We start from the raw sequence: 20,131 nt of genomic DNA, 5'->3' as shown, positions 1-20,131 counted from the left end.
TCGCCCGCGAGGTGGGCACCGAGGGCAACCTGGGCGGTCAGGCCACGGTCCGGGGCGTGTCGGGCACGTGGAAGGACCTCACCGACAACGTCAACGTCATGGCGTCGAACCTGACGAGCCAGGTGCGCAGCATCGCCCAGGTGGCCACCGCCGTCGCCCGCGGCGACCTGTCACAGAAGATCACCGTCGAGGCCAAGGGCGAGGTGGCGGCGCTCGCCCAGACGATCAACACCATGGTCGACACGCTGAGCGCGTTCGCCGACGAGGTCACCCGCGTGGCCCGCGAGGTCGGCACCGAAGGCCAGCTCGGCGGCCAGGCCCGCGTCCCGAACGTGGCCGGCACCTGGAAGGACCTCACCGACAACGTCAACTCGATGGCCGACAACCTGACCAACCAGGTGCGCAGCATCGCCCAGGTCACCACGGCCGTCGCCCGCGGCGACCTGACCAGGAAGATCGACGTCGACGCCCGCGGCGAGATCCTGGAGCTCAAGACCACCATCAACACGATGGTCGACCAGCTGTCCTCGTTCGCCGCCGAGGTCACCCGCGTGGCCCGCGAGGTCGGCAGCGAAGGACGGCTCGGCGGCCAGGCCGAGGTCGAGGGCGTCTCCGGCACCTGGAAGCGGCTGACGGAGAACGTCAACGAGCTGGCCGCCAACCTGACCCGGCAGGTGCGCGCCATCGCCGAGGTCACCAGCGCGGTCACCTCCGGCGACCTGACCCGCTCGATCACGGTCGACGCCGAGGGCGAGCTGGCCGACCTGAAGGACAACATCAACTCGATGGTCAAGTCGCTGCGCGAGACCACGACCGCCAACGAGCAGCAGGACTGGCTCAAGTCCAACCTGGCCCGCATGTCGGGGCTCATGCAGGGCCACCGCGACCTGGCGGCCGTCGCCGAACTGGTGATGAACGAGCTGGCCCCGCTGGTCAGCGCCCAGTACGGCGCGTTCTTCCTGGCCGAGGAGAACGAGCTCCAGCTCATCAGCGCCTACGGCTACCCCGCCGACCCGGGCAGGCCGACCCGGTTCCGGCTCGGCGAGGCGCTGGTCGGCCAGGCCGCCCGCAGCCGCCGGGTCATCGCCGTCGACGACGTGCCCTCCGGCTCCGTCCGGATCTCGACCGGCCTCGGCACGATCGAGCCCGCCTCGGTGGTGGTGCTGCCGATCGTGGTCGAGGAGCAGGTGCTCGGCGTGATCGAGCTGGCCTCGGTGCAGGCGTTCACGCCGGTCCACCGGGCCTTCCTCGACCAGCTCATGGAGACGATCGGGGTCAACCTCAACACGATCGTGGCCAACGCCCGCACCGACGAGCTGCTGGCCGAGTCGCAGCGGCTCGCGGCGGAGCTGCAGGCCCGGTCGGAGGAGCTGCAGCAGCAGCAGGAGGAGCTCCAGCGCTCCAACGCCGAGCTGGAGGAGAAGGCCACGCTGCTGGCCCGCCAGAACCAGGACATCGAGACCAAGAACCTGGAGATCGAGCAGGCCAGGCAGGAGCTGGAGGACCGCGCCCACCAGCTCACGCTCGCCTCGACGTACAAGAGCGAGTTCCTGGCGAACATGAGCCACGAGCTGCGCACCCCGCTCAACTCGCTGCTCATCCTGGCCCAGCTGCTGGCCCAGAACCACACGCGCAACCTGACGCCCAAGCAGGTCGAGTACGCCGAGATCATCCATTCCGCGGGCTCCGACCTGCTCCAGCTGATCAACGACATCCTCGACCTGTCCAAGGTCGAGGCGGGCAAGATGGACATCAACCCCGAACGCGTGCCGTTGCGCCAGCTCCTCGACTATGTCGAGGCCACGTTCCGGCCGATGACGTCGCAGAAGAGCCTCGACTTCACGATCACGAACGCCCCCGGCATCCCGGTGGAGGTCGTGACCGACGACTCGCGCCTGCGCCAGGTGCTGCGCAACCTGCTGTCGAACGCGGTCAAGTTCACCGAGACCGGCAGCGTCGAGCTGCGCATCGAACCGGCCGCCCAGGACGAGCTGCCCGCCTCGGTGCGCCAGCACGGCGCGGCCGTCGCCCTGCGGGTGGTCGACACCGGCATCGGCATCGCCGCCCAGCAGCTGGAAGCCATCTTCGGCGCGTTCCAGCAGGCCGACGGCACCACCAGCCGCAAGTACGGCGGCACCGGCCTCGGCCTGTCCATCAGCCGCGAGATCGCCCACCTGCTCGGCGGCGCGATCAGCGCGCAGAGCACGCCGGGTCAGGGCAGCGTGTTCACCCTCTACCTGCCGATCGCCCGGCCGGACTTCATCGGGCTCTCCCCGAAGAAGGCCCTGGCCGACCCCTCCGTGATCGTCGAGGCCGCCCGCGTCACCACGCCCGAGCAGGAGGCAGCCGCGCCGGCCAGGTCCCACCAGCCGCAGCCGCGCCGCCTGCTGGTGATCGAGGAACGGCCGCAGGGCCTGCTCTCGCACGTGGCCGAGAGCGTGGTGACGGAGCTGGCGCTGAGCAAGGACGAGACGATCGAGATCGTCACGGCGGCCGGAGCGCAGGAGGCCGCCGCCACGCTGGCCGCCGACCCCTGCCACTGCATCGTGCTCGACCTCGACCTGCCCGACCAGAGCGCCTACCGCCTGCTGGAGGCCATGGACGGCGACCAGGCCCTGAACTCGGTGCCGGTCCTGGCCTACAACAACTGGCGGGCCAGCTCACAGCAGGCGGTGCCGTTGCAGACGCGCGAGGGCGGCCAGCCGCTGGAGCTGCTGTCCAGCCTCGACGAGCTGCGCGAACGCATCGCCCTGCACCTGACCGCCGACCAGCCCGGCGACGTGCTGCCGCTGATCCGGGCCGGGAACGTCAACCAGCTCGCCGGGGCCGAGATCGACACCTCGCTGACGGGCCGGACGGTGCTGATCGTCGACGACGACGCCCGCAACCTGTTCGCGCTGACCAGCATGCTGGAGGTGCACGGCATCGACGTGCTGCACGCCGAGGACGGCCGCAAGGGCATCGACACGCTCGTCGCCCACCCGCAGATCGACCTGGTGCTGATGGACGTGATGATGCCCGAGATGGACGGCTACACCGCCACCGCCCGCATCCGCGCGATGGCCCAGTACGCCGACCTGCCCATCATCGCGGTCACGGCCAAGGCGATGCCGGGCGACCAGGAGAAGGCGCTGGCGGCCGGCGCGAGCGACTACGTGACCAAGCCGGTCGAGGCCGACCATCTGGTCGAACGCATCCGTCACTGGCTCGGCGCCTGACCCGTCCCCCTCAAGGAGCAACGCAGTGCACCACCAGCACGATCCGGCGGCCGCCGTGCCGCCGGAGCGTACCGAGCCGCCCAATCTCGGCCGTCTGGCCGCGACGGTCGACCGCCTGCACAACCAGATCCTGGAGGCCCAGCGGGCCGCCGAGGGCCGCGCCCTGGTCGAGGTGGCCAAGGGCGTGCTGGTCGAGCGCCTGCAGTGCAGCCTGGCCACCGCCGCCAGGCAGCTCGCCACCCTGGCCGACCAGGCGGGGGTGACACAGCTCGAACTGGCCGCCGACATCATCAACCAGGCCGCCCACGACCGCATCAGCGAGGCCGCCCGCGACTTCCTCAGCTCGGCCCGCGCCGAGGAGTCGGCGGAGGTGGCGGTGCGGCTGCGTACCGCCGAGAACGGGGCGCTGACCGCCACCGACGCGCAGGCCGTGGCGCAGTCGCTGCTGGAGCAGGCCCTGTCCGCGCTCGGCGCGACGACGGTGGCCATCTGGGAGGCCGGGCCGGACGCGTCACTCACCCTGGCCGGGTACGCGGGGCTGGCCGACGAGGAGGCCAGGCGCTGGCGTTACGTGCCGCCGGGCGTGGCCACGCCGGCCCGCCGCGCGCTGCTGGAACGCGGCACGGTGTGGCTGGACGACCTGGCCGCCGTGGGCCTGCCCTCGATCGGGCAGCGCCAGACCCCCGGCGCGCGGGCGACCGCCCCGGCCGGGACGGGCGGCCGGATCCTGGGCGTGCTGGAGATCGGCTGGCCGCACGCGATGCCGCAGCCCGACGCGCGGATCGTCAAGCAGATCGAGGTGCTGGCCGACCTGTGCGCCCACACCTTCGAGACCACCGACCAGGCCGTGCACGAGCCGCAGGTGCTGCCCGAGCTGATCGACCTGGCCGACGCGCTGCCGGACGCGGCGCTGGTGCTCCGCCCGCAGCTGGGCACCGAGGGCCGGCTGACCGACTTCCGCATCGTGCACGCCAACCCGCGCTTCCTCGACCCCGCCGGGCGGCCGCGCGGCGAGGTCGTGGGGAGCCTGTTCCTGGAGGCGTACCCGCTGGCCGCCGAGGAGGGCGCGCTGCTGGCCAGGATCGAGCACGTGCACGCCACGGGCGAGACCTTCAGGGCCGAGAAGATGACGATCACCGCCCTGGTGGACCAGATCCCGCTGCACACCGTCGCGGGCATCGCGATCATCCGGCTCGGCGACGGCGTGCTGCTCATCTGGCGGCTGCAGGACCAGGACGCCCAGCTCGCCAACCTGCTCCAGCACGCCCAGCGCCTGGGCCGCATCGGCGGCTTCGAGGAGAACCTGCTCACCGGCGAGATCGTCTGGAGCGCCCAGCTCCACGACCTGTACGGCATGTCCCTCGACGAGCCGCCCATCCCGCTGGAACGCCTGGCCACGCACGCCCACCCCGACGACGCCGTGGCCATCGGCCGGTTCGTCCGGGCCGTGCTGCACCACCGCCGTCCGGCCTCCACCGCCTACCGGCTGCAGCGGTCCGACGGCACCGTGCGGCACATCAGAGTGGTCGCCGAGCCGGTCTTCGACGACAGTGGCCTGCTGCTGTCCATCCGCGGCGCCTACCAGGACATCTCCTCCCAGCACTGGACAGAGGTGGCGCTGGCCGCCACCCGCGACCAGCTCGCCCACACCGAGCAGCAGGCCGCCGAGCGCAACCGGCTGGCCCTGCAGCTCCAGCAGGCGATCATGCCGCCGAGCCGGGAGCCGCTGGAGGCGTTCGACCTGCAGATCGCCGTGCGCTACCGGCCGGCCGAGAAGGAGCACCTGGTCGGCGGCGACTGGTACGACGCGGTCGTGCTGCCCACCAAGCAGATCCTGCTGTCGGTCGGCGACGTCGCCGGGCACGGCATCGAGGCGGCCACCGGCATGGTCGTGCTGCGCAACGCGCTGCGCGGCCTGGCCGCCACCGGCGCCGGGCCGGGCCAGCTGCTGACCTGGCTCAACCTGGTCGCCCACCACCTGACCGCGAACGTCACAGCCACCGCGATCTGCGGGCTGTTCGACCCCCGCACCCGCGTGCTGCGCTACGCCAGGGCCGGGCACCTGCCGCCCATCCTGGTCCGCGACGGCCAGGCCAGGGAGCTCGACCTGACCAAGGGCCTGCTGCTCGGGGCGGTCGCCGAGGCCGAGTACGAGGAGACGCACGTCCAGCTCGCCTCCGACGACATCCTGCTCATGTACACCGACGGCCTGATCGAACGCCGCGACGTCAACCTGCACGAGTCCCAGCAGCGGCTCCTGGACATCGCCCGGCACCCCGCGGCCACCCTGGAGCAGCGCCTCGACCACCTGCTGACGCACAGCAACTCCGACACCGACGACGACACGTGCATCATCGGCGCCCGCCTCCAGTAGCCGTCCGCGCCGCGGCCGGGCGGCCCGGGAGTTTGCCGGGCTCGCGTCTGGTAAGCAACCAAAGCCGGGTCCCCCGCCACGCCACACCCAGGCAGGACTGATCAGACCATGGGCATGGAACCGGAGCTACGCTGTCCCATCAGCACCGATCTCGACGCCATCCGCCGCCTCGTGCGCGACCACGCCGGCCGCAGCGGGCTGTCCGGTGAGCGCCTGGACAACTTCGTGCTGGCGGTCAACGAGGCGGTCACCAACGTCCTCGACCACGGCGGCGGCACCGGCACCGTGCTGGCCCGCACCGGTTCCGGCGGCGTCACGGTGGAGATCGCGGACGAGGCCGGCCGGCTCAGCGCCGCCCACCTGGCCGCGGCCGAGCACGGCCGCGCCCACTCGGCGGGGTTCGGCTTCGGCCTGTGGCTGATCCAGCACCTGTGCGACCGCGTCGAGCTCGACCAGAGCCCGCGGGGCTCCCGGTTACGCCTGCACATGAGCGTGCGGACCGCCGCCGACCGGCCGCCCGGCACCCTCGTCCCCCAGGGCTGCGACTCGGTCGAACCCGGCCTGGCCCGGCCGGATTTCCCGGAACCCTAGGATGAGGCAGGTGAAATACATGCTGCTCATCTACAGCAACCCCGCCGCCCAGCAGGCCGTCGCCGACGGGTTCGACCAGGTCATGGCCGAGGTCGACGCGCTCATGGCCGAGCTGGAGGCCAACGGCGAGCTGGCCGGGGGCCAGGCGCTGGGCGACCCCGCCTCTTCCAAGACCGTGATGGTGCGCGACGGCGTGCCCGCCGTCACCGACGGCCCCTTCCTGGAGGCCAAGGAGTACCTGGCGGGCTATCTGATCGTCGACTGCGCGAGCGTCGAGCGGGCCACCGAGATCGCCGCGCGCTGGCCGGACGCGCGTCTGTGCGCCATGGAGGTGCGGCCCGTCATCGACGAGGTGGCGGAGTGATCGAAGGGCTGCTGCGCGAGCTGGCGCCGCAGGTGCTCGGCGTGCTCGTCCGCCGTTACGAGCAGTTCGACGCCTGTGAGGACGCCGTCCAGGAGGCCCTGCTCGACGCCGCCGTGCAGTGGCCCGACCAGGGCGTGCCGGACAACCCGCGGGCCTGGCTGATCACGGTCGCCTCCCGCCGGGTCATCGACCACTTCCGCAGCGAGAGCGCGCGCCGGCGGCGGGAGGAGAGCGCGGCGGTCGCCGTCCCGGCCGACGAGTTCGTCGAGCCGGCGCCGGGCGAGGAGCGCACGCCGTCCGGCGACGACACGCTGACGTTGCTGTTCCTGTGCTGCCACCCGTCGCTCTCGGAGCCCTCGCAGCTCGCGCTCACGTTGCGGGCCGTGGGCGGCCTGACCACGGCGCAGATCGCGGCGGCGTTCCTGGTGCCGGAGGCGACGATGGCCCAGCGCATCAGCCGGGCCAAGCAGCGCATCAGGTCCACGGGGGTGCCGTTCGGGCCGCCGCCGGAGCCGGAGCGGGCCGAGCGGCTGCGCGTGGTGCTGCACGTGCTCTACCTGATCTTCAACGAGGGTTACACCGCCACCTCCGGGCCCGACCTGCAGCGGCCCGAGCTGACCGGCGAGGCGATCCGGCTGACCCGGCTCGTCCACCGGCTGCTGCCCGGCGACGGCGAGGTCGCCGGGCTGCTGGCGCTCATGCTGCTGACCGAGGCGCGGCGGGCGGCGCGCACCGGGCCGGACGGCTCGCTGGTGCCGCTGGCCGAGCAGGACCGCTCGTCGTGGGACCGGCGGCTGATCGAGGAGGGCGTCGAGCTGGTCAGCAAGGCGCTGGCCACCAGCGCGCTGGGCCCGTACCAGTTGCAGGCGGCGATCGCGGCCGTGCACGACGAGGCGCCCACCGCCGCCGAGACCGACTGGCCGCAGATCCTGGCGCTCTACGGCGTGCTGGCCGGGCTGGAGGACAACCCGGTGGTGCGGCTCAACCAGGCCGTGGCCGCCGCCATGGTGCACGGCCCGCGGGCCGGGCTCGACCTGCTCGACGGCCTGGCCGCCGACGACCGGCTGGCGGGCCACCACCGGCTGGCCGCGGTCCGCGCCCACCTGCTGGAGATGGAGGGCGACGCGGAGGGGGCGGCGCTGGCCTTCCGCGAGGCGGCCCGGCGGACGCTCAGTCTGCCTGAGCAGCGCTATCTGGAGGGCAAGGCCGCCCGGCTGGCTTGACAACGATTTTTTTCGGTGCGATCGTTTCAGGCATGCACGAAGTGGCAGCGATCGAAGACGCGGCGGCCGCCGAGGCGTCGCTCGACCCGATGCGGTCGAAGTTGCTGGCGGAGCTGGTCGAGCCGGGCTCTGCCACGTCCCTGGCCGCCAAGGTGGGCCTGGCCCGGCAGAAGGTCAACTACCACCTGCGCACCCTCGAACGTCATGGGCTGGTCGAGCTGGTCGAGGAGCGCAGGAAGGGCAACGTCACCGAGCGCGTCATGCAGGCCACGGCCGCCTCCTTCGTGATCTCCCCCACGGCTCTGGCCGCCGTGCAGCCCGATCCCGCCCGGTCCCCCGACCGGCTGTCGGCGCGCTGGCTGCTGGCCCTGGCGGCGCAGCTCGTCCGCGACGTCGGCACGCTGATCACCGGCGCGGCCAAGGCGCAGAAGAAGGTGGCCACGTTCGCCATCGACGGCGAGGTGCGCTTCGCCTCGGCCGCCGACCGGGCCGCGTTCGCCGAGGAGCTGGCGCAGTGCGTCACCTCGCTGGTCAGCAAATATCATGACGAGTCCGCGGAGGGCGGGCGGGACCATCGTCTGATCGTCGCCGTGCACCCGTCCGTGAAGAAGGGTTCCTGAGGTGGGGCGCGAGTTCGAGATCCCCCTCGAGTCCATGGTCGAGGCGACGCCCGAGCAGGTGTGGGCGGCCATCACCACCGGGCCGGGCATCGACTCGTGGTTCATGGGCCGCAACGAGGTCGAGGGCGGCGCGATCCGCACCGCCTTCGCCGGGGCCGAGCTGCCCGAGTCCAGGGTGACCGCCGAAGACCCGCTCAAGCGTTTCGCCCATTCCGGCGTCCCGGGCCCCGACGGCCGGTTCGTGGCCTACGAGTTCCTGCTGGAGGGCCGCGGCCAGGGCAGCACCCTGCTCCGCATGGTCACCAGCGGCTTCCTGCCCGGCGACGACTGGGAGCAGGAGTACGAGGCGATGTCCACGGGCCTGGCCCTGTTCTTCGCGACGCTGACGGAGTACCTCGGCCACTTCGCCGGGCGGGCCGCGACCCCGCTCACCGAGTCAGGCCCGCCGGTGAGCGACTGGCCGCGCGCCTGGCGGGCCCTGTACGCCGCTCTCGGCGGCCGCCCCGAGCCCGGCGACACCGTCCGGCTCGCGCCGCCCGGTCTGCCCCCGGTCCAGGGCGTGGTCTACGTCCGCAACGCCCAGAGCGTCGGCGTCCGCACCCCCGACGCCCTCTACCGGTTCGTCCAGGGCATGGGCGGCAGCCTGCTCGCCATGCACCTGCTGTTCGGCGACCCCGCAGGGCAGGCTCCGGCCTGGCGCGCCTGGCTGGAGGATCTGCGGGCATGACGTCCGGATGAACGTGGTGGCGCTGTCCGACACCCACGCGCCCCGGCGGTGGCGCGCCTGCCCGCCCCGGGTGGCCGAGCACCTGCGCGGGGCCGACGTCATCCTGCACGCCGGGGACGTCTGCGTGCGCACGGTGCTCGACGAACTGGCCGCCTACGCCCCGGTGCACGTGGTGAAGGGCAACAACGACGGCCCCGACGTGGTGGCGCCGGAGACGCTGGAGCTGACCCTGGAGGGCCTGCGGATCGGGATGATCCACGACAGCGGGCCCGCCAAGGGCCGCCTGGTCCGGCTGCGCCGCCGCTTCCCCGAGGCCGCCCTGGTGGTCTTCGGCCACTCGCACATCCCGCTCGACGAGTCGGGCGAGGGGCTGCGCATCTTCAACCCGGGCTCCCCCACCGACCGCCGCCGCCAGCCGCACGGCACGATCGGGCTGCTGACCGTCGAGGACGGCGTCCTGACCCGTGCGGAGATCGTGCCCGTCAGCTGAGCGGCTCGACGGTGACGGGCACGCCGTTGAGCGCCGCCGTGCCGGTGAGCTCGTCCAGGAGGCAGGGGTCGGTGAGGTCGTTGGCGCTGGCGCCCCCCAGCGTGGCCGCGACCGACAGCAGCACGCCCGGCCGGTCGTGGCCGTAGCCGTGGGGCAGGCTGACCACGCCGGGCATGACGTCCTCGCTCGCGCTGACCTCGACCGTCACCTCGCCGCTGCGGGAGCGCACCCGGACCGGCGCGCCGTCGGTGAGCCCGCGGGCGCGCAGGTCGCCGGGGTGCATGAGCAGGTGGTGCCGGGGGCGGCCCTTGGCCAGCCGGGCGGAGTTGTGCAGCCAGGAGTTGTCGTCGCGCAGGTGCCGGCGGCCGATCAGCAGCAGCCCGGCGGGGGCGGGGGCCAGCAGCTCGGCGCGGGCGCGGGCGAGCCCCTCGAGCAGGACGGGCGGCGCGGCCTGGACGCGGCGGCCCGGCGTGCGCAGCCGGCCCGGCAGGCTCGGCTTGAGCGGGCCCAGGTCCAGCCCGTGCGGGTGGCGGCGCAACCGCGCCACGCTCAGCCGGTACGGCCCCGCCCGCAGCCCGAGGTCCACGATCCGCTCCGGCGAGAGCCGCAGCATGAGCCGGTCGGACAGCGACCCGGCCCGGACCAGGCGGCGGTATCGCCGGGCCAGCTCGCGCAGGATCTCCCAGTCGTGCCGGGCGCCGGGCGTCCTGGGCAGCACGGCCGGGGTGTAGCGGGCGTGGTCGCGGACCGCGACCAGGTTGAAGACGAGGTCGTAGTGGTCGCGTTCGAGCAGGTCGGTGGGCGGCAGGATGACGTCGGCGTGCCGGGTGGTCTCGTTGACGTAGAAGTCGAGGCTGACCATGAAGTCGAGCCCGGAAAGGGCCCGCGACAGCTCGTGCCCGCCGGGGACCGAGCGCACCGGGTTGCCGGCGATGGTCACCAGCGCCCGCACCTGCCCTGCGCCGGGCGTGCGGATCTCCTCGGCGAGCGCCGCGGCGGGCAGCTCGCCGCCGAACTCGGGCAGGCCGCGCACCCGGCTGCGCCACCTGCCCTCGTGCCCGGGGTCGATCAGGCGGTTGCGCACCGGGTCGACGGCCGGCCTGCTCATCAGCGTGCCGCCGGGCCGGTCGAGGTTGCCGGTGACCAGGTTCAGCAGCTGGATCCCCCACTGGCACAGGGTGCCGAACCGCTGGGTGGACACGCCGATCCGGCCGTAGGCGGCGGCGGTGGGGGCGGCGGCGAACTCGGCCGCGATCCGGGTGATCACCTCGGCCGGCACGCCGCTGACGGCCGCGGCCCGCTCCGGCGTGAACGCCTCCAGCGCCGGGGCCAGCCGGTCGAGCCCGTCCACGTACGGCGCGGGACGGGCGGCGCCGCCGCCGACGATCAGGCCGACCATGGCCAGGATGAGCGCGGCGTCGGTGCCGGGGCGGACGAAGTGGTGCTCGTCGGCGAGGCGGGCGGTCTCCGTGCGGCGCGGGTCGAACAGCACCATCCGGCCGCCGCGGGCGCGCAGGTCGCGGATGCGCCGGACGACGCCGGGCGCGCTCATCACGCTGCCGTTGGAGACGGCCGGGTTGGCGCCGAAGGCCAGGAAGTAGGCCGTGCGGTCGATGTCGGGCACGGGGAGCAGCCACTGGCTGCCGTACAGGTGGCGGGCGACGTACTGGTGCGGGAGCTGGTCGAGGGAGGCGGCGGAGTAGCGGTTGCGGGTGCCCAGCAGGCGGGCGAACGGCGGCGCGTGCGTCAGCGCGCCCAGGCTGTGGACCACCGGGTTGCCGAGGTAGACGGCCACGGCGTCGGGGCCGTGCACGATGCGCGTCCCGGCCAGCCGGGCGGCGACCAGGTCGAACGCCTCCGCCCAGGAGACCTCGCGCCAGCCGTCCGGGGTGCGGACCACGGGACGGCGCAGCCGGTCGGGGTCCTTGCGCACGTCCTGCAGGGCCACCGCCTTGGGGCACAGGTGCCCGGCCGACAGCGGGTCGTCCTCGTCGCCGCGGATGCCGGTGATCCGGTCGCCGTCCAGGTCGACGCGCAGGCCGCACATGGCCTCGCACAGGTTGCAGGTCGCGAGCCGGGTCACCATGTGACCAGGCTATGAGCGGACGGGCCCGTCCCCGAGCCGCCACCCCGGCGACCGTCCGACCAGGTCGGCGCGGTGTGCGGGTCAGGCGCCGCGGTCGCGGGTCAGGGCGCCGCCCGCCATCGGCGGCAGTGGACGGTCGTGCAGCCACGCGGTCAGCAGCGCGCCGGCCGGGACGTGCCGCTCGGCGTGCGCGGCGAACTCCCGCGTGGTGACGCTGCCGTACCGGCGGCTGTCGGCCCAGGAGCGCAGGAGCGTGAAGAACGCCTGGTCGCCGGCCGCCCGGCGGAGGGCGTGCAGGGTCAGCGCGCCGCGCTTGTAGACGCGGTCGTCGAACAGCGCGGCCGGGCCGGGGTCGGCCAGCACGAAGTCCTGCGGCAGGGCGGCGAGCCTGCGGTGCCAGCGCAGCGCGTGCTCGTCCGCGGGCGGGCCGCCCGAGCGCTCCGACCACAACCACTCCGCGTACGTGGCGAACCCCTCCTGCAGCCAGATGTCGGCCCACCCCGCCACGGTGAGGCTGTTGCCGAACCACTGGTGGGCCAGCTCGTGCGCGACCAGCCGCTCGCAGCCGCGCGCGCCGTCCACATGGTTCCTGCCGAAGATCGACATGCCCTGCGCCTCGACCGGGATGTCGAGGTCGTCGTCGGCCACGACGACGGTGTAGCCGCTGAACGGGTAGGGCCCGAACAGCTCGCCGAACAGCGCCATCATCTCGCCCTGGCGGCCGAAGTCGTGCCGGGCGCGGGCGGCCAGCCGCGCGGGGTGGGCCAGGCGCGTGCCGCCCGCCGCCGAGAGCTGGTAGCGCCCGATCTGCACGCTGGCCAGGTACGTCGCCATCGGCTCGGCCTGCTCGTAGACCCACGTCGTGGTCCCGGACGCCCGCCGCCTGGCGGTGAGCACGCCGTTGGCGATCACCTGGTACGCCGGCGCCGTCGTCACCGAGATCCGGTAGGGGGCCTTGTCGTCCGGCCGGTCGTTGCACGGGAACCAGGAGGGCGCGCCGATCGGCTGACCGGCCACCAGCGCGCCGTCGGTCAGCTCCTCCCAGCCGAGCCCGCCCCACGGGCTGCGCACCGGGACGGGCGTGCCCGCGTACCGCACCTCGACGACGGCCCGCTCCCCGGCGGCCAGCGGGCCGGGCAGGGTGAGGCGCAGCTTGCCCTGGCCGTGCGTGTGGCGGACGGCCCGGCCGGCCACCGTGACGCCCTGGACGCGGAAGTGGCCGAGGTCGAGGCCGAGATCGGCGAGCGGCTCGGCGGCGCGGACCGTCAGGCGGGCGGTGCCGTCGAGCCGGTTGGCCGCGAGCCGGTAGTGCAGCGCCAGGTCGTAGTGCTCGACCGCGTACCGGTGGTCGCCGTGCCCCGGGAAGTACGCCGTCATCGCCACGCCGAGACGGGGTTGCCGAACCACCGGCTGCCGCCGGGCAGCGCCTCGCCGCGCATGACCAGGGACGCCGGCCCGACCGTCGTGCCCGCGCCCACCCGCGCGGCGGGCAGGACGACGCCGTGCGGGCCGAGCGTCGCGCCGGCCTCCAGCGTCACCGTGTCGATGCTCATGACCCGGTCGTGGAACAGGTGGGTCTGCAGCACGCATCCCCGGTTGACGCACGCGCCGTCGCCGAGCGTCACCAGATCCGCCTCCGGCAGCCAGTACGTCTCGCAGGTGACCCCACGTCCGATGCGTGCCCCGAGGGAGCGCAGCCACACGTTCAGCGGGGCGGTGCCCAGCCACGGCTGGGCGAACCAGGGCGCGGCCAGCACCTCGACGAAGTTGTCCGCCAGCTCGTTGCGCCACACGAACGAGCTCCACAGCGGCCTGTTCCCGGCCTTGATCTGGCCGACCAGCGCCCATTTGGCGGCCGTGGCGACCGCCGCGGCGAGCACCCCGGCGGCCAGCACGACCAGCCCGCCCAGCGCGGCGGCCACGGCGAAGCCGTGACCGGCGGCCAGCCACTCGAACGCGGCCACCGCCAGCACGGCCAGCGCGACCACGCCCATCGCGGGCACCACCCGGCACACCTCGACCAGCGCCCGCGCCGCCCGGTACCGCGCGGGCGGGTCGTAGGTCCTGCTGCGGTCGGCCTCCTCGGCCGTGCGGCGCAGCTCCATGGGCGGCATGCCCACGTACGAGGAGCCCGACTTGGCCTTCTTGGGCGTCGCCGACAGCACGCCGACCAGGCCGTCCTTGGGCACCTTGCGGCCGGGGGCGGTCATCCCGGAGTTGCCGAGGAAGGCGCGCTTGCCGATCCGCGCCGAGGCCAGGCGCATCCAGCCGCCGTCCAGCTCGTACGGGGCCACCATGGTGTCGTCGGCCAGGAAGGCGCCGTCGCCGACGGAGGTCATCGTGGGCAGCGCGAGCACCGTGGACAGCTCGGCGCCGCGGCCCACCTTCATGCCGAGCGCCCGCAGCCAGGCGGGCGTCAGGACGCTGGCGTACAGCGGGAACAGCCACACCCGGGCCGAGGCCATCAGCCGGCCGGTCACCCACGCCTGCCAGGCCGGACGGCTGTGCACCGGATGGTGACCGGGGTGCAGCCCCAGACCGAGCAGCCGCACGCCGGCCAGCGTGACCAGGGCGAAGGCGGCCATGCCGGCGACCGTGGCCAACGGCACGGCGGGCAGGGCGGCGGCCAGCGCGCCGCCGAGCGTGGCCTCGTCCCCGGCGAAGGCGGCCAGGACGGCGAGTGCGACACCGGCCGCGGCCACCGGGAGCAGGCTGAGCATGATCGCGCTCACCCCGTACAGCGCGACCCACGGGCGGGAGCGGGCGGCGCGCTCCGCCGGCCGGGAACGGCGCGGCTTGCCCTGGCGGAAGGCCGGGACGCCGGCCCAGCGCTCGCCCGACGGGACCGTCCCGGCCACCGCGGAACCGGGGGCGACCTGCGCGTTCTTGCCGACGCGCGCGCCGGGCAGCAGGGTCGAGCGGGAGCCGACGGTGGCGCCCGCGCCGATGCGGATCTCGCCGACGTGCAGCAGGTCGCCGTCGTACCAGTGGCCGGCGAGGTCGACCTCCTGCTCGACGGAGGCGCCCCTGCCCAGCTTGAGCAGGCCGGTGATCGGCGGGGGCGAGTGCAGGTCGGCGTCCGGGCCGACGGTGGCGCCGAGCAGCCGGGCGTACCAGGCCATCCACGGCGCGCCGGCCAGGTCGGGCACGCCGAGCCGTTCGGCGAACCGCTCGGCGAACCACAACCGCAGGTGCACCCCGCCGCCGCGCGGGTGGGCGCCGCGGCGCACGCCGCGCAGCAGCAGCCGGGCGACCGCCGCCGACAGGCCCATGCGTCCCATGGGGGTGACGAACGCCAGCGCGCCGAGCGTCACCCACCACCACGACAACTGCGGCGCCCACGGCGGGGCGAGCACGTTGCCGAGCGCTGCCAGCGGCACGACCCAGCGCAGCGCGCCCACGGTGAGCAGCGGGATCATCAGCGCGGTCTGCGCCAGCGCGGCGCGTGCCGGCATGGGGGCGGCCGCGGCGTGCGCGGGGGCCTGCGTCCCGCCCCTGGCGGCCAGCAGCTCGGCCAGCCCGGCGAGGGTCGGGTGGGCGTAGACGTCGCCGACGGCCACGTCGGGGTGGGTGGCCCGGAGCACGGAGACCAGGCGGGCGGCGGCCAGGCTGGTGCCGCCGTCGGCGAAGAAGTCCGACCCGGGCCCTTCCGGGCGCACGCCGAGGATCTCGGTCCACTGCTCGGCCAGCAGCGCCTCGGCCGGGGTCAGGCCGGGGTCCGCGGCGGCCGGGCCGTCCAGCGGCCACGGGAGCGCGTCCCGGTCGATCTTGCCGGAGGTCCTGGTGGGCAGGGCGTCCACGGGGGCCAGGCGGGGCACGAGCGCGGCGGGCAGCGAGCCGGCCAGCAGCTCGCGGGCCCGTCCGGCGTCGAAGCGGGGCCCGGTGACGACGTAGCCGACGAGCACCTGGTGGCCGCCGCCCGCGGTGCGGACGGCCGCGGCCGCGCCGGTGACGCCGGGCAGCGCGTTCAGTGCGGCGTCCACCTCGCCGAGCTCGATCCGGCGTCCGCCCAGTTTCACCTGGTCGTCGGCGCGGCCGGCGAAGACGAGGCCCTCCGGCTCGGCGCGGACGAGGTCGCCGCTGCGGTAGGCGCGCTCCCAGCCCAGGGACGGCAGCGGCGCGTACTTCTCGGCGTCCTTGGCCGGGTCGAGGTAGCGGGCTAGGCCCACGCCGCCGATGATCAGCTCGCCGGTCTCGCCCATGGCGACCGGCTCGCCCGCGCCGTCCACGACCGCCAGGTCCCAGCCGTCCAGGGGCAGGCCGATGCGTACGGGCCCCTCCTCCGTCAGGCGGGCGGCCGAGGCCACCACGGTCGCCTCGGTGGGCCCGTAGGTGTTCCACACCTCGCGGCCGGGCACGGCCAGCCGTTCGGCGAGCTCGGGCGGGCAGGCCTCGCCGCCGAAGATGAGCAGCCGGATGCCGTCGAGGTGCGCGGCGGGCCAGAGCGCGGCCAGCGTCGGCACGGTGGAGACGGCGGTGACGCCCTGCCCGGCCAGCCAGGGGGCCAGGTCCATGCCGGTGCGCACGAGGGCTCTGGGCGCGGGCACCAGGCAGGCGCCGTGCCGCCAGGCCAGCCACATCTCCTCGCAGGAGGCGTCGAAGGCCACCGACAGCCCGGCCAGCACCCGGTCACCCGGGCCGAGCGGCCGGTCCTGCAGGAAGAGCCCGGCCTCGGCGTCGGCGAACGCGGCGGCCGACCGGTGCGTCACCGCCACGCCCTTGGGCCTGCCGGTGGAGCCGGAGGTGAAGATGATCCAGGCGTCGTCGTCCGGGGTGGGCCGCTCGGGCGTGGCCGCCTGGCGGGCCCGCATGGCCGGGCCGCCGTCGAGCACGGCGTCCACGGCGGCCTCGGCGAAGACGAGTTCGGCGCGTTCGTCCGGGTCGTCGGCGTCCACGGGGACGTACGCGGCGCCGGCCGCGAGCACGGCGAGGATGGAGACGTACAGCTCGGCGGTGCCGGAGGCGATGCGCACGCCCACCCGGGAACCGCGCCCGACGCCGGCCGCGGCCAGCTCGGCGGCGACCCGGTCGACCTCGGCGCGCAGCGACCGGTAGTCCAGGCACACGGCGCCGTCGTCCAGCGCGGGCGCGTCGGGGTGGCGGCGGGTGGTCTCGTCGAGGATGTCGATCAGCGTGCGGGGCGGCGCGGCCAGCATGCCCGCCGGGTAGACCGCCGACGCGGTCCTGAGTCCTAAGTCTGCCGAGTCGGTGCGCAAACGCTGCTCCTTCGGTCGGGCGGTCGGCCCCGGCCCGTCAAGGCCGCGGGCTGCCACTGTCGTGGCGTTCGCGCCACCTCCGTTCGCAACGGTCGCCGATTCGCCAACTATTCCACGATGTGACCGAGATCGCCGTGCCCGGCGGGGGCCGGTCGGGTCAGCGGAGCCAGGCGTCGACGGCGGCCAGCAGGTCCGCCTTGAGGGCGTCCGGGGCGAAGGAGGCCCTGATCGAGGCGCGGGCCAGCTCGGCCAGGACGTCGTCGCCGTACCCGAAGACCTCGCGCAGCCGCAGGTACTCGTCGGCCAGCACCGTCTCGCCGTCGGTGTTGACCGTGACCGCGAGCCCCGCCTCGCGCAGGCGCGGCAGCGGGTGCTCGGCCAGCGACGGCACCAGCCCGAGCAGGACGTTCGACGTGGGGCAGACCTCCAGCGGGACGCCGCGCTCGCGCACCTCGGCCACCAGCACCGGGTCGTCCAGCACCCGGATGCCGTGGCCGAGCCGCTCGGTGCGGCCGAGGTCCAGCGCCTCGCGGATGCTCGCCGGCCCGGCCGCCTCGCCCGCGTGGTGCACCAGGTGCAGGCCCGCGTCCCCGGCCGCGGCGAACACCTCGGCGAAGGGGGCCAGCGGATGGGCCTCGTCGCCCGCGAGCCCGAGGCCGATCACCTCGTCGTAGCGGGTGGCCAGCTCGTACGTCCGCCACAGCCGCTCCAGGGGCCGCCGCCTGGAATGGTCGAGCAGCACCCGGGCCTCGACGCCGTACCGCCTGCCCTCGGCCAGGCCGTCGAGCACCGCCTCCAGCGGCATCTCCGGGGCGCCCAGCCGTTCCCCGTGGGCGGCGGCGGTGAAGGTGACCTCGACGTAGCGGGTGCCCTGGGCGGCCTCGTCCTCGCAGAACTCCAGGGCGACGCGCCGGAAGTGCTCGGCGGTGCGCAGCAGGCCGCGCACCTTGGCCCGCTGGTCGGCGAACTCGCGGAAGCTGGCGAACGGGCCCTCGGGCTCGGGCGGGCCGCCCAGTTCGCGCACGGTCGCGGGCCGTACGGTGCTCTCCAGGTGGACGTGCAGGTGGGCCTTGGGCAGCAGGCGGAGGTCTCTCACTCTCCGGGAGGTTATCGCCGGGTGATGCGGATTTTCGACTGCTTATGTGGGCCCTGCTCCCAGTCGTCCATGAACGTCGCTTTCAGCCCGTGCCGGCGGGCCAGTTCGACCAGCGTCTCGGTGCGGTAGTAGAAGTCCTCACGCAGGACGTGGTGCTCCTCGCCCTCGGTCCGGTCGAAGGTGAAGTCGAACCAGCCGTCCGGCTTCATGACCCGGCCCACGTTGGCGAAGCACTCCTCGATGACCTCGATCGGCGAGTGCGAGAAGACGCTGTGGGCGTGGACGACGTCGAAGTACTCGTCCGGCAGGAACGCCAGCCGCAGGTCGCGCACGGGCGCCAGGTAGGGCAGCTTGTCCTGCAGGGCGTGCTTCTCGACCGTGTCCTGGGCGGCCAGCAGGATGTCGGGCGAGATGTCGATGCCGTAGTAGTTGCCGGTGAACAGGTAGCCGATGAACAGGCGGCCGGCGCGCAGGTTCCCGCAGCCGATCTCCAGCATCCGGCAGTCGGGCTTGAGCCCGTGCTCCACCAGGTAGTCGAACTGCATGCGTCCCAGGGCGAGCCAGCGCCGGTGCCGGTGCGACCCCACGGCGCCCTCGGGGTCGCGGGCCGTGTCGGACCTCATGACGGCGCGGTAGTAGGTGACGTGGTCGTGGGTGCGGAGCCGGAACCAGGTGTCGCGGGCCAGCCGGCGCAGGTGGGGGGCGATCCTGTGGGGGTGCCGGAACGCGTAGGCGGCCTGGTGGACGAGGCTCGTACGGGAGCGTTTCACGTTGGGCAGAGTAGGTCCGGCCCACCCGGCCCGCTCCGGGCTCCACACACTCCAGAGCGCCCTTTTACCCGCCCTTTCCCACCCCTGGACCGCTCTTCCCCGTGGGCGACGGGCGCGCGGCACGCAGGTGCTCGGGTGGCCGTCGCCGGGGTGGACGGAGGTCGTGCCTGTCGCTGGTCGCGCCGGCGTCGCGGCGGCTGGTTCGGTCGACAAGGCGGTGACGCTCCACGTCCACACGGCGAGCCCTGCTCGGCGTGTCGCGTGATGCCGTTCCCGGGCGGTCAGCTCAGGTAGTCGCGCAGCGCCATGGCCCGGGAGGGGTGACGCAGCTTGGACATGGTCTTGGCCTCGATCTGCCGGATGCGCTCACGGGTGACGCCGTAGACGCGGCCGATCTCGTCGAGGGTGCGCGGCTTGCCGTCGGCCAGGCCGTAACGCATCGTGATCACGCCCGCCTCGCGCTCGGAGAGCTGGTCGAGCAGGCTGTGCAACTGCTGCTGCAGCAGCGTGAACGAGACCGCGTCGGCCGGGGAGACGGCCTCGGTGTCCTCGATCAGGTCGCCGAACTCGCTGTCGCCCTCCTCGCCCAGCGGCGTGCTCAGCGAGATCGGCTCCCGGCCGTAGCCCTGCACCTCCGACACCCGCTCGACGTCGAGATCGGTCTCGGCGGCGATCTCCTCGGGGGTGGGCTCGCGGCCCAGGTCGGACTGCAGGCGGCGCTGCACGCGGGCCACCTTGTTGATCAGCTCGACCATGTGCACGGGGATGCGGATCGTCCGGGCCTGGTCGGCCATGGCGCGGGTGATGGCCTGCTTGATCCACCAGGTGGCGTAGGTGGAGAACTTGTAGCCGAGCCGGTAGTCGAACTTCTCGATCGTCCGGATCAGGCCGAGGTTGCCCTCCTGGATCAGGTCGAGGAAGAGCATGCCGCGGCCGGTGTAACGCTTGGCGATGGAGACGACGAGCCGGAGGTTGGCCTCCAGCATGCGGCGCTTGGCACGAAGGCCGTCGTCGGCGATCCACTCCAGGTCGGCACGCAGCTCGGAGGGCAGGCCCGGCTCGCTGTCGAGCCGTTCCCTGGCGAACAGGCCGGCCTCGATGCGCTTGGCCAGCTCGATCTCCTGCTCGGCGGTGAGCAGCGGGACGCGCCCGATCTCCTTCAGATAGGTCTTGACCGAGTCGGCGCCGACGGCCGTGCCACCGTCGGCGATGGTGTCGTCCAGTTCGAGAACCTCTGCTGCTTGGGACAAAATTCTCTCCTCGCTCGCGTTGGGTGGACGCTCAGTGACTGAGCCGGCCTGCGGGCAGGGCCGGCGGGGAAACGTAGCGGGCCGATAGGCGTCGGAACCTTCAGGG

Annotated in this window: 13 protein-coding genes and 1 pseudogene; 8 read left to right on the top strand and 6 right to left on the bottom strand. The window is 73.9% G+C overall.

The genetic code is table 11. The features are described from left to right. The 8 genes from AB0J46_RS46080 to AB0J46_RS46045 form a co-directional block, all read left to right on the top strand. The coding region (locus AB0J46_RS46080) for a response regulator (RefSeq protein WP_364341928.1) at positions 1 to 3,218 on the top strand (3,218 nt) is incomplete at its 5' end. A 25-nt stretch (positions 3,219 to 3,243) separates the two neighbouring features. Beyond that, positions 3,244 to 5,592, top strand: coding sequence for a SpoIIE family protein phosphatase (locus AB0J46_RS46075; protein ID WP_364341926.1), 2,349 nt, complete (start codon positions 3,244 to 3,246; stop codon positions 5,590 to 5,592). 114 nt (positions 5,593 to 5,706) lie between these two features. Beyond that, a complete protein-coding gene (locus tag AB0J46_RS46070; protein WP_364341924.1) occupies positions 5,707 to 6,183 on the top strand; it encodes an ATP-binding protein in 477 nt (158 codons plus the stop codon). Positions 6,184 to 6,202: 19 nt separating this feature from the next. Then, entirely contained in the window at positions 6,203 to 6,547 is a 345-nt protein-coding gene (locus AB0J46_RS46065; protein ID WP_352331477.1) for a YciI family protein, read from the top strand. Continuing rightward, positions 6,544 to 7,770 (top strand): sigma-70 family RNA polymerase sigma factor, encoded by a 1,227-nt coding sequence (locus AB0J46_RS46060; protein ID WP_364341922.1) that lies wholly within the window; start codon positions 6,544 to 6,546, stop codon positions 7,768 to 7,770. Before AB0J46_RS46065 ends, AB0J46_RS46060 begins: the two co-directional genes overlap by 4 nt. Before the next feature lie 32 nt (positions 7,771 to 7,802). Beyond that, complete coding sequence (locus AB0J46_RS46055; protein ID WP_358299237.1) at positions 7,803 to 8,390, top strand: helix-turn-helix domain-containing protein; 588 nt, start codon at positions 7,803 to 7,805, stop codon at positions 8,388 to 8,390. A 1-nt stretch (position 8,391) separates the two neighbouring features. Next, positions 8,392 to 9,117 carry an SRPBCC domain-containing protein gene (locus AB0J46_RS46050; protein WP_364341921.1) on the top strand — a complete coding sequence of 242 codons (726 nt, stop codon included), beginning with the start codon at positions 8,392 to 8,394 and terminating at the stop codon, positions 9,115 to 9,117. A gap of 7 nt (positions 9,118 to 9,124) precedes the next feature. Further along, the gene (locus tag AB0J46_RS46045; RefSeq protein ID WP_364341919.1) at positions 9,125 to 9,607 is read left to right on the top strand and encodes a metallophosphoesterase family protein; all 483 of its coding nucleotides are present in this window, start codon (positions 9,125 to 9,127) and stop codon (positions 9,605 to 9,607) included. Here AB0J46_RS46045 and AB0J46_RS46040 read toward each other — a convergent pair. From AB0J46_RS46040 to AB0J46_RS46015, 6 genes and pseudogenes are all read right to left on the bottom strand, one after another. Continuing rightward, positions 9,600 to 11,693 (bottom strand): molybdopterin-dependent oxidoreductase, encoded by a 2,094-nt coding sequence (locus AB0J46_RS46040; protein ID WP_364341917.1) that lies wholly within the window; start codon positions 11,691 to 11,693, stop codon positions 9,600 to 9,602. The genes AB0J46_RS46045 and AB0J46_RS46040 overlap by 8 nt on opposite strands. 81 nt (positions 11,694 to 11,774) lie before the next feature. Beyond that, on the bottom strand, positions 11,775 to 13,070 hold the full coding sequence (locus AB0J46_RS46035; protein WP_364341938.1) for a M1 family metallopeptidase: 1,296 nt from the start codon (positions 13,068 to 13,070) through the stop codon (positions 11,775 to 11,777). Next, positions 13,067 to 16,909, bottom strand: a complete 3,843-nt coding sequence (locus AB0J46_RS46030; protein WP_364341915.1) for a Pls/PosA family non-ribosomal peptide synthetase — start codon at positions 16,907 to 16,909, stop codon at positions 13,067 to 13,069. Before AB0J46_RS46030 ends, AB0J46_RS46035 begins: the two co-directional genes overlap by 4 nt. Positions 16,910 to 17,066: 157 nt before the next feature. Next, complete coding sequence (gene add / locus AB0J46_RS46025; RefSeq protein WP_364341913.1) at positions 17,067 to 18,005, bottom strand: adenosine deaminase; 939 nt, start codon at positions 18,003 to 18,005, stop codon at positions 17,067 to 17,069. Positions 18,006 to 18,016: 11 nt separating this feature from the next. Then, complete coding sequence (locus AB0J46_RS46020; protein ID WP_364341911.1) at positions 18,017 to 18,775, bottom strand: class I SAM-dependent methyltransferase; 759 nt, start codon at positions 18,773 to 18,775, stop codon at positions 18,017 to 18,019. 281 nt (positions 18,776 to 19,056) lie between these two features. Then, positions 19,057 to 19,959: pseudogene (locus AB0J46_RS46015) on the bottom strand (RNA polymerase sigma factor); the annotation flags it as partial. Between the last annotated feature and the right edge of the window lie 172 nt (positions 19,960 to 20,131).

Origin of the sequence: Nonomuraea sp. NPDC049758, from assembly GCF_040674635.1 — a bacterium.
GTDB lineage: Bacteria > Actinomycetota > Actinomycetes > Streptosporangiales > Streptosporangiaceae > Nonomuraea.
This window is presented reverse-complemented; position numbering and strand designations above follow the sequence as displayed.

Excerpts from the sequence above, each read along its gene's own strand:
- AB0J46_RS46070 (WP_364341924.1), top strand. The coding sequence starts at position 5,707 with ATGGAACCGGAGCTACGCTGTCCCATCAGCACCGATCTCGACGCCATC.
- AB0J46_RS46065 (WP_352331477.1), top strand. The coding sequence starts at position 6,203 with ATGCTGCTCATCTACAGCAACCCCGCCGCCCAGCAGGCCGTCGCCGAC.
- AB0J46_RS46055 (WP_358299237.1), top strand. The coding sequence starts at position 7,803 with ATGCACGAAGTGGCAGCGATCGAAGACGCGGCGGCCGCCGAGGCGTCG.
- AB0J46_RS46045 (WP_364341919.1), top strand. The coding sequence starts at position 9,125 with ATGAACGTGGTGGCGCTGTCCGACACCCACGCGCCCCGGCGGTGGCGC.
- AB0J46_RS46040 (WP_364341917.1), bottom strand. The coding sequence starts at position 11,693 with ATGGTGACCCGGCTCGCGACCTGCAACCTGTGCGAGGCCATGTGCGGC.
- AB0J46_RS46035 (WP_364341938.1), bottom strand. The coding sequence starts at position 13,070 with ATGACGGCGTACTTCCCGGGGCACGGCGACCACCGGTACGCGGTCGAG.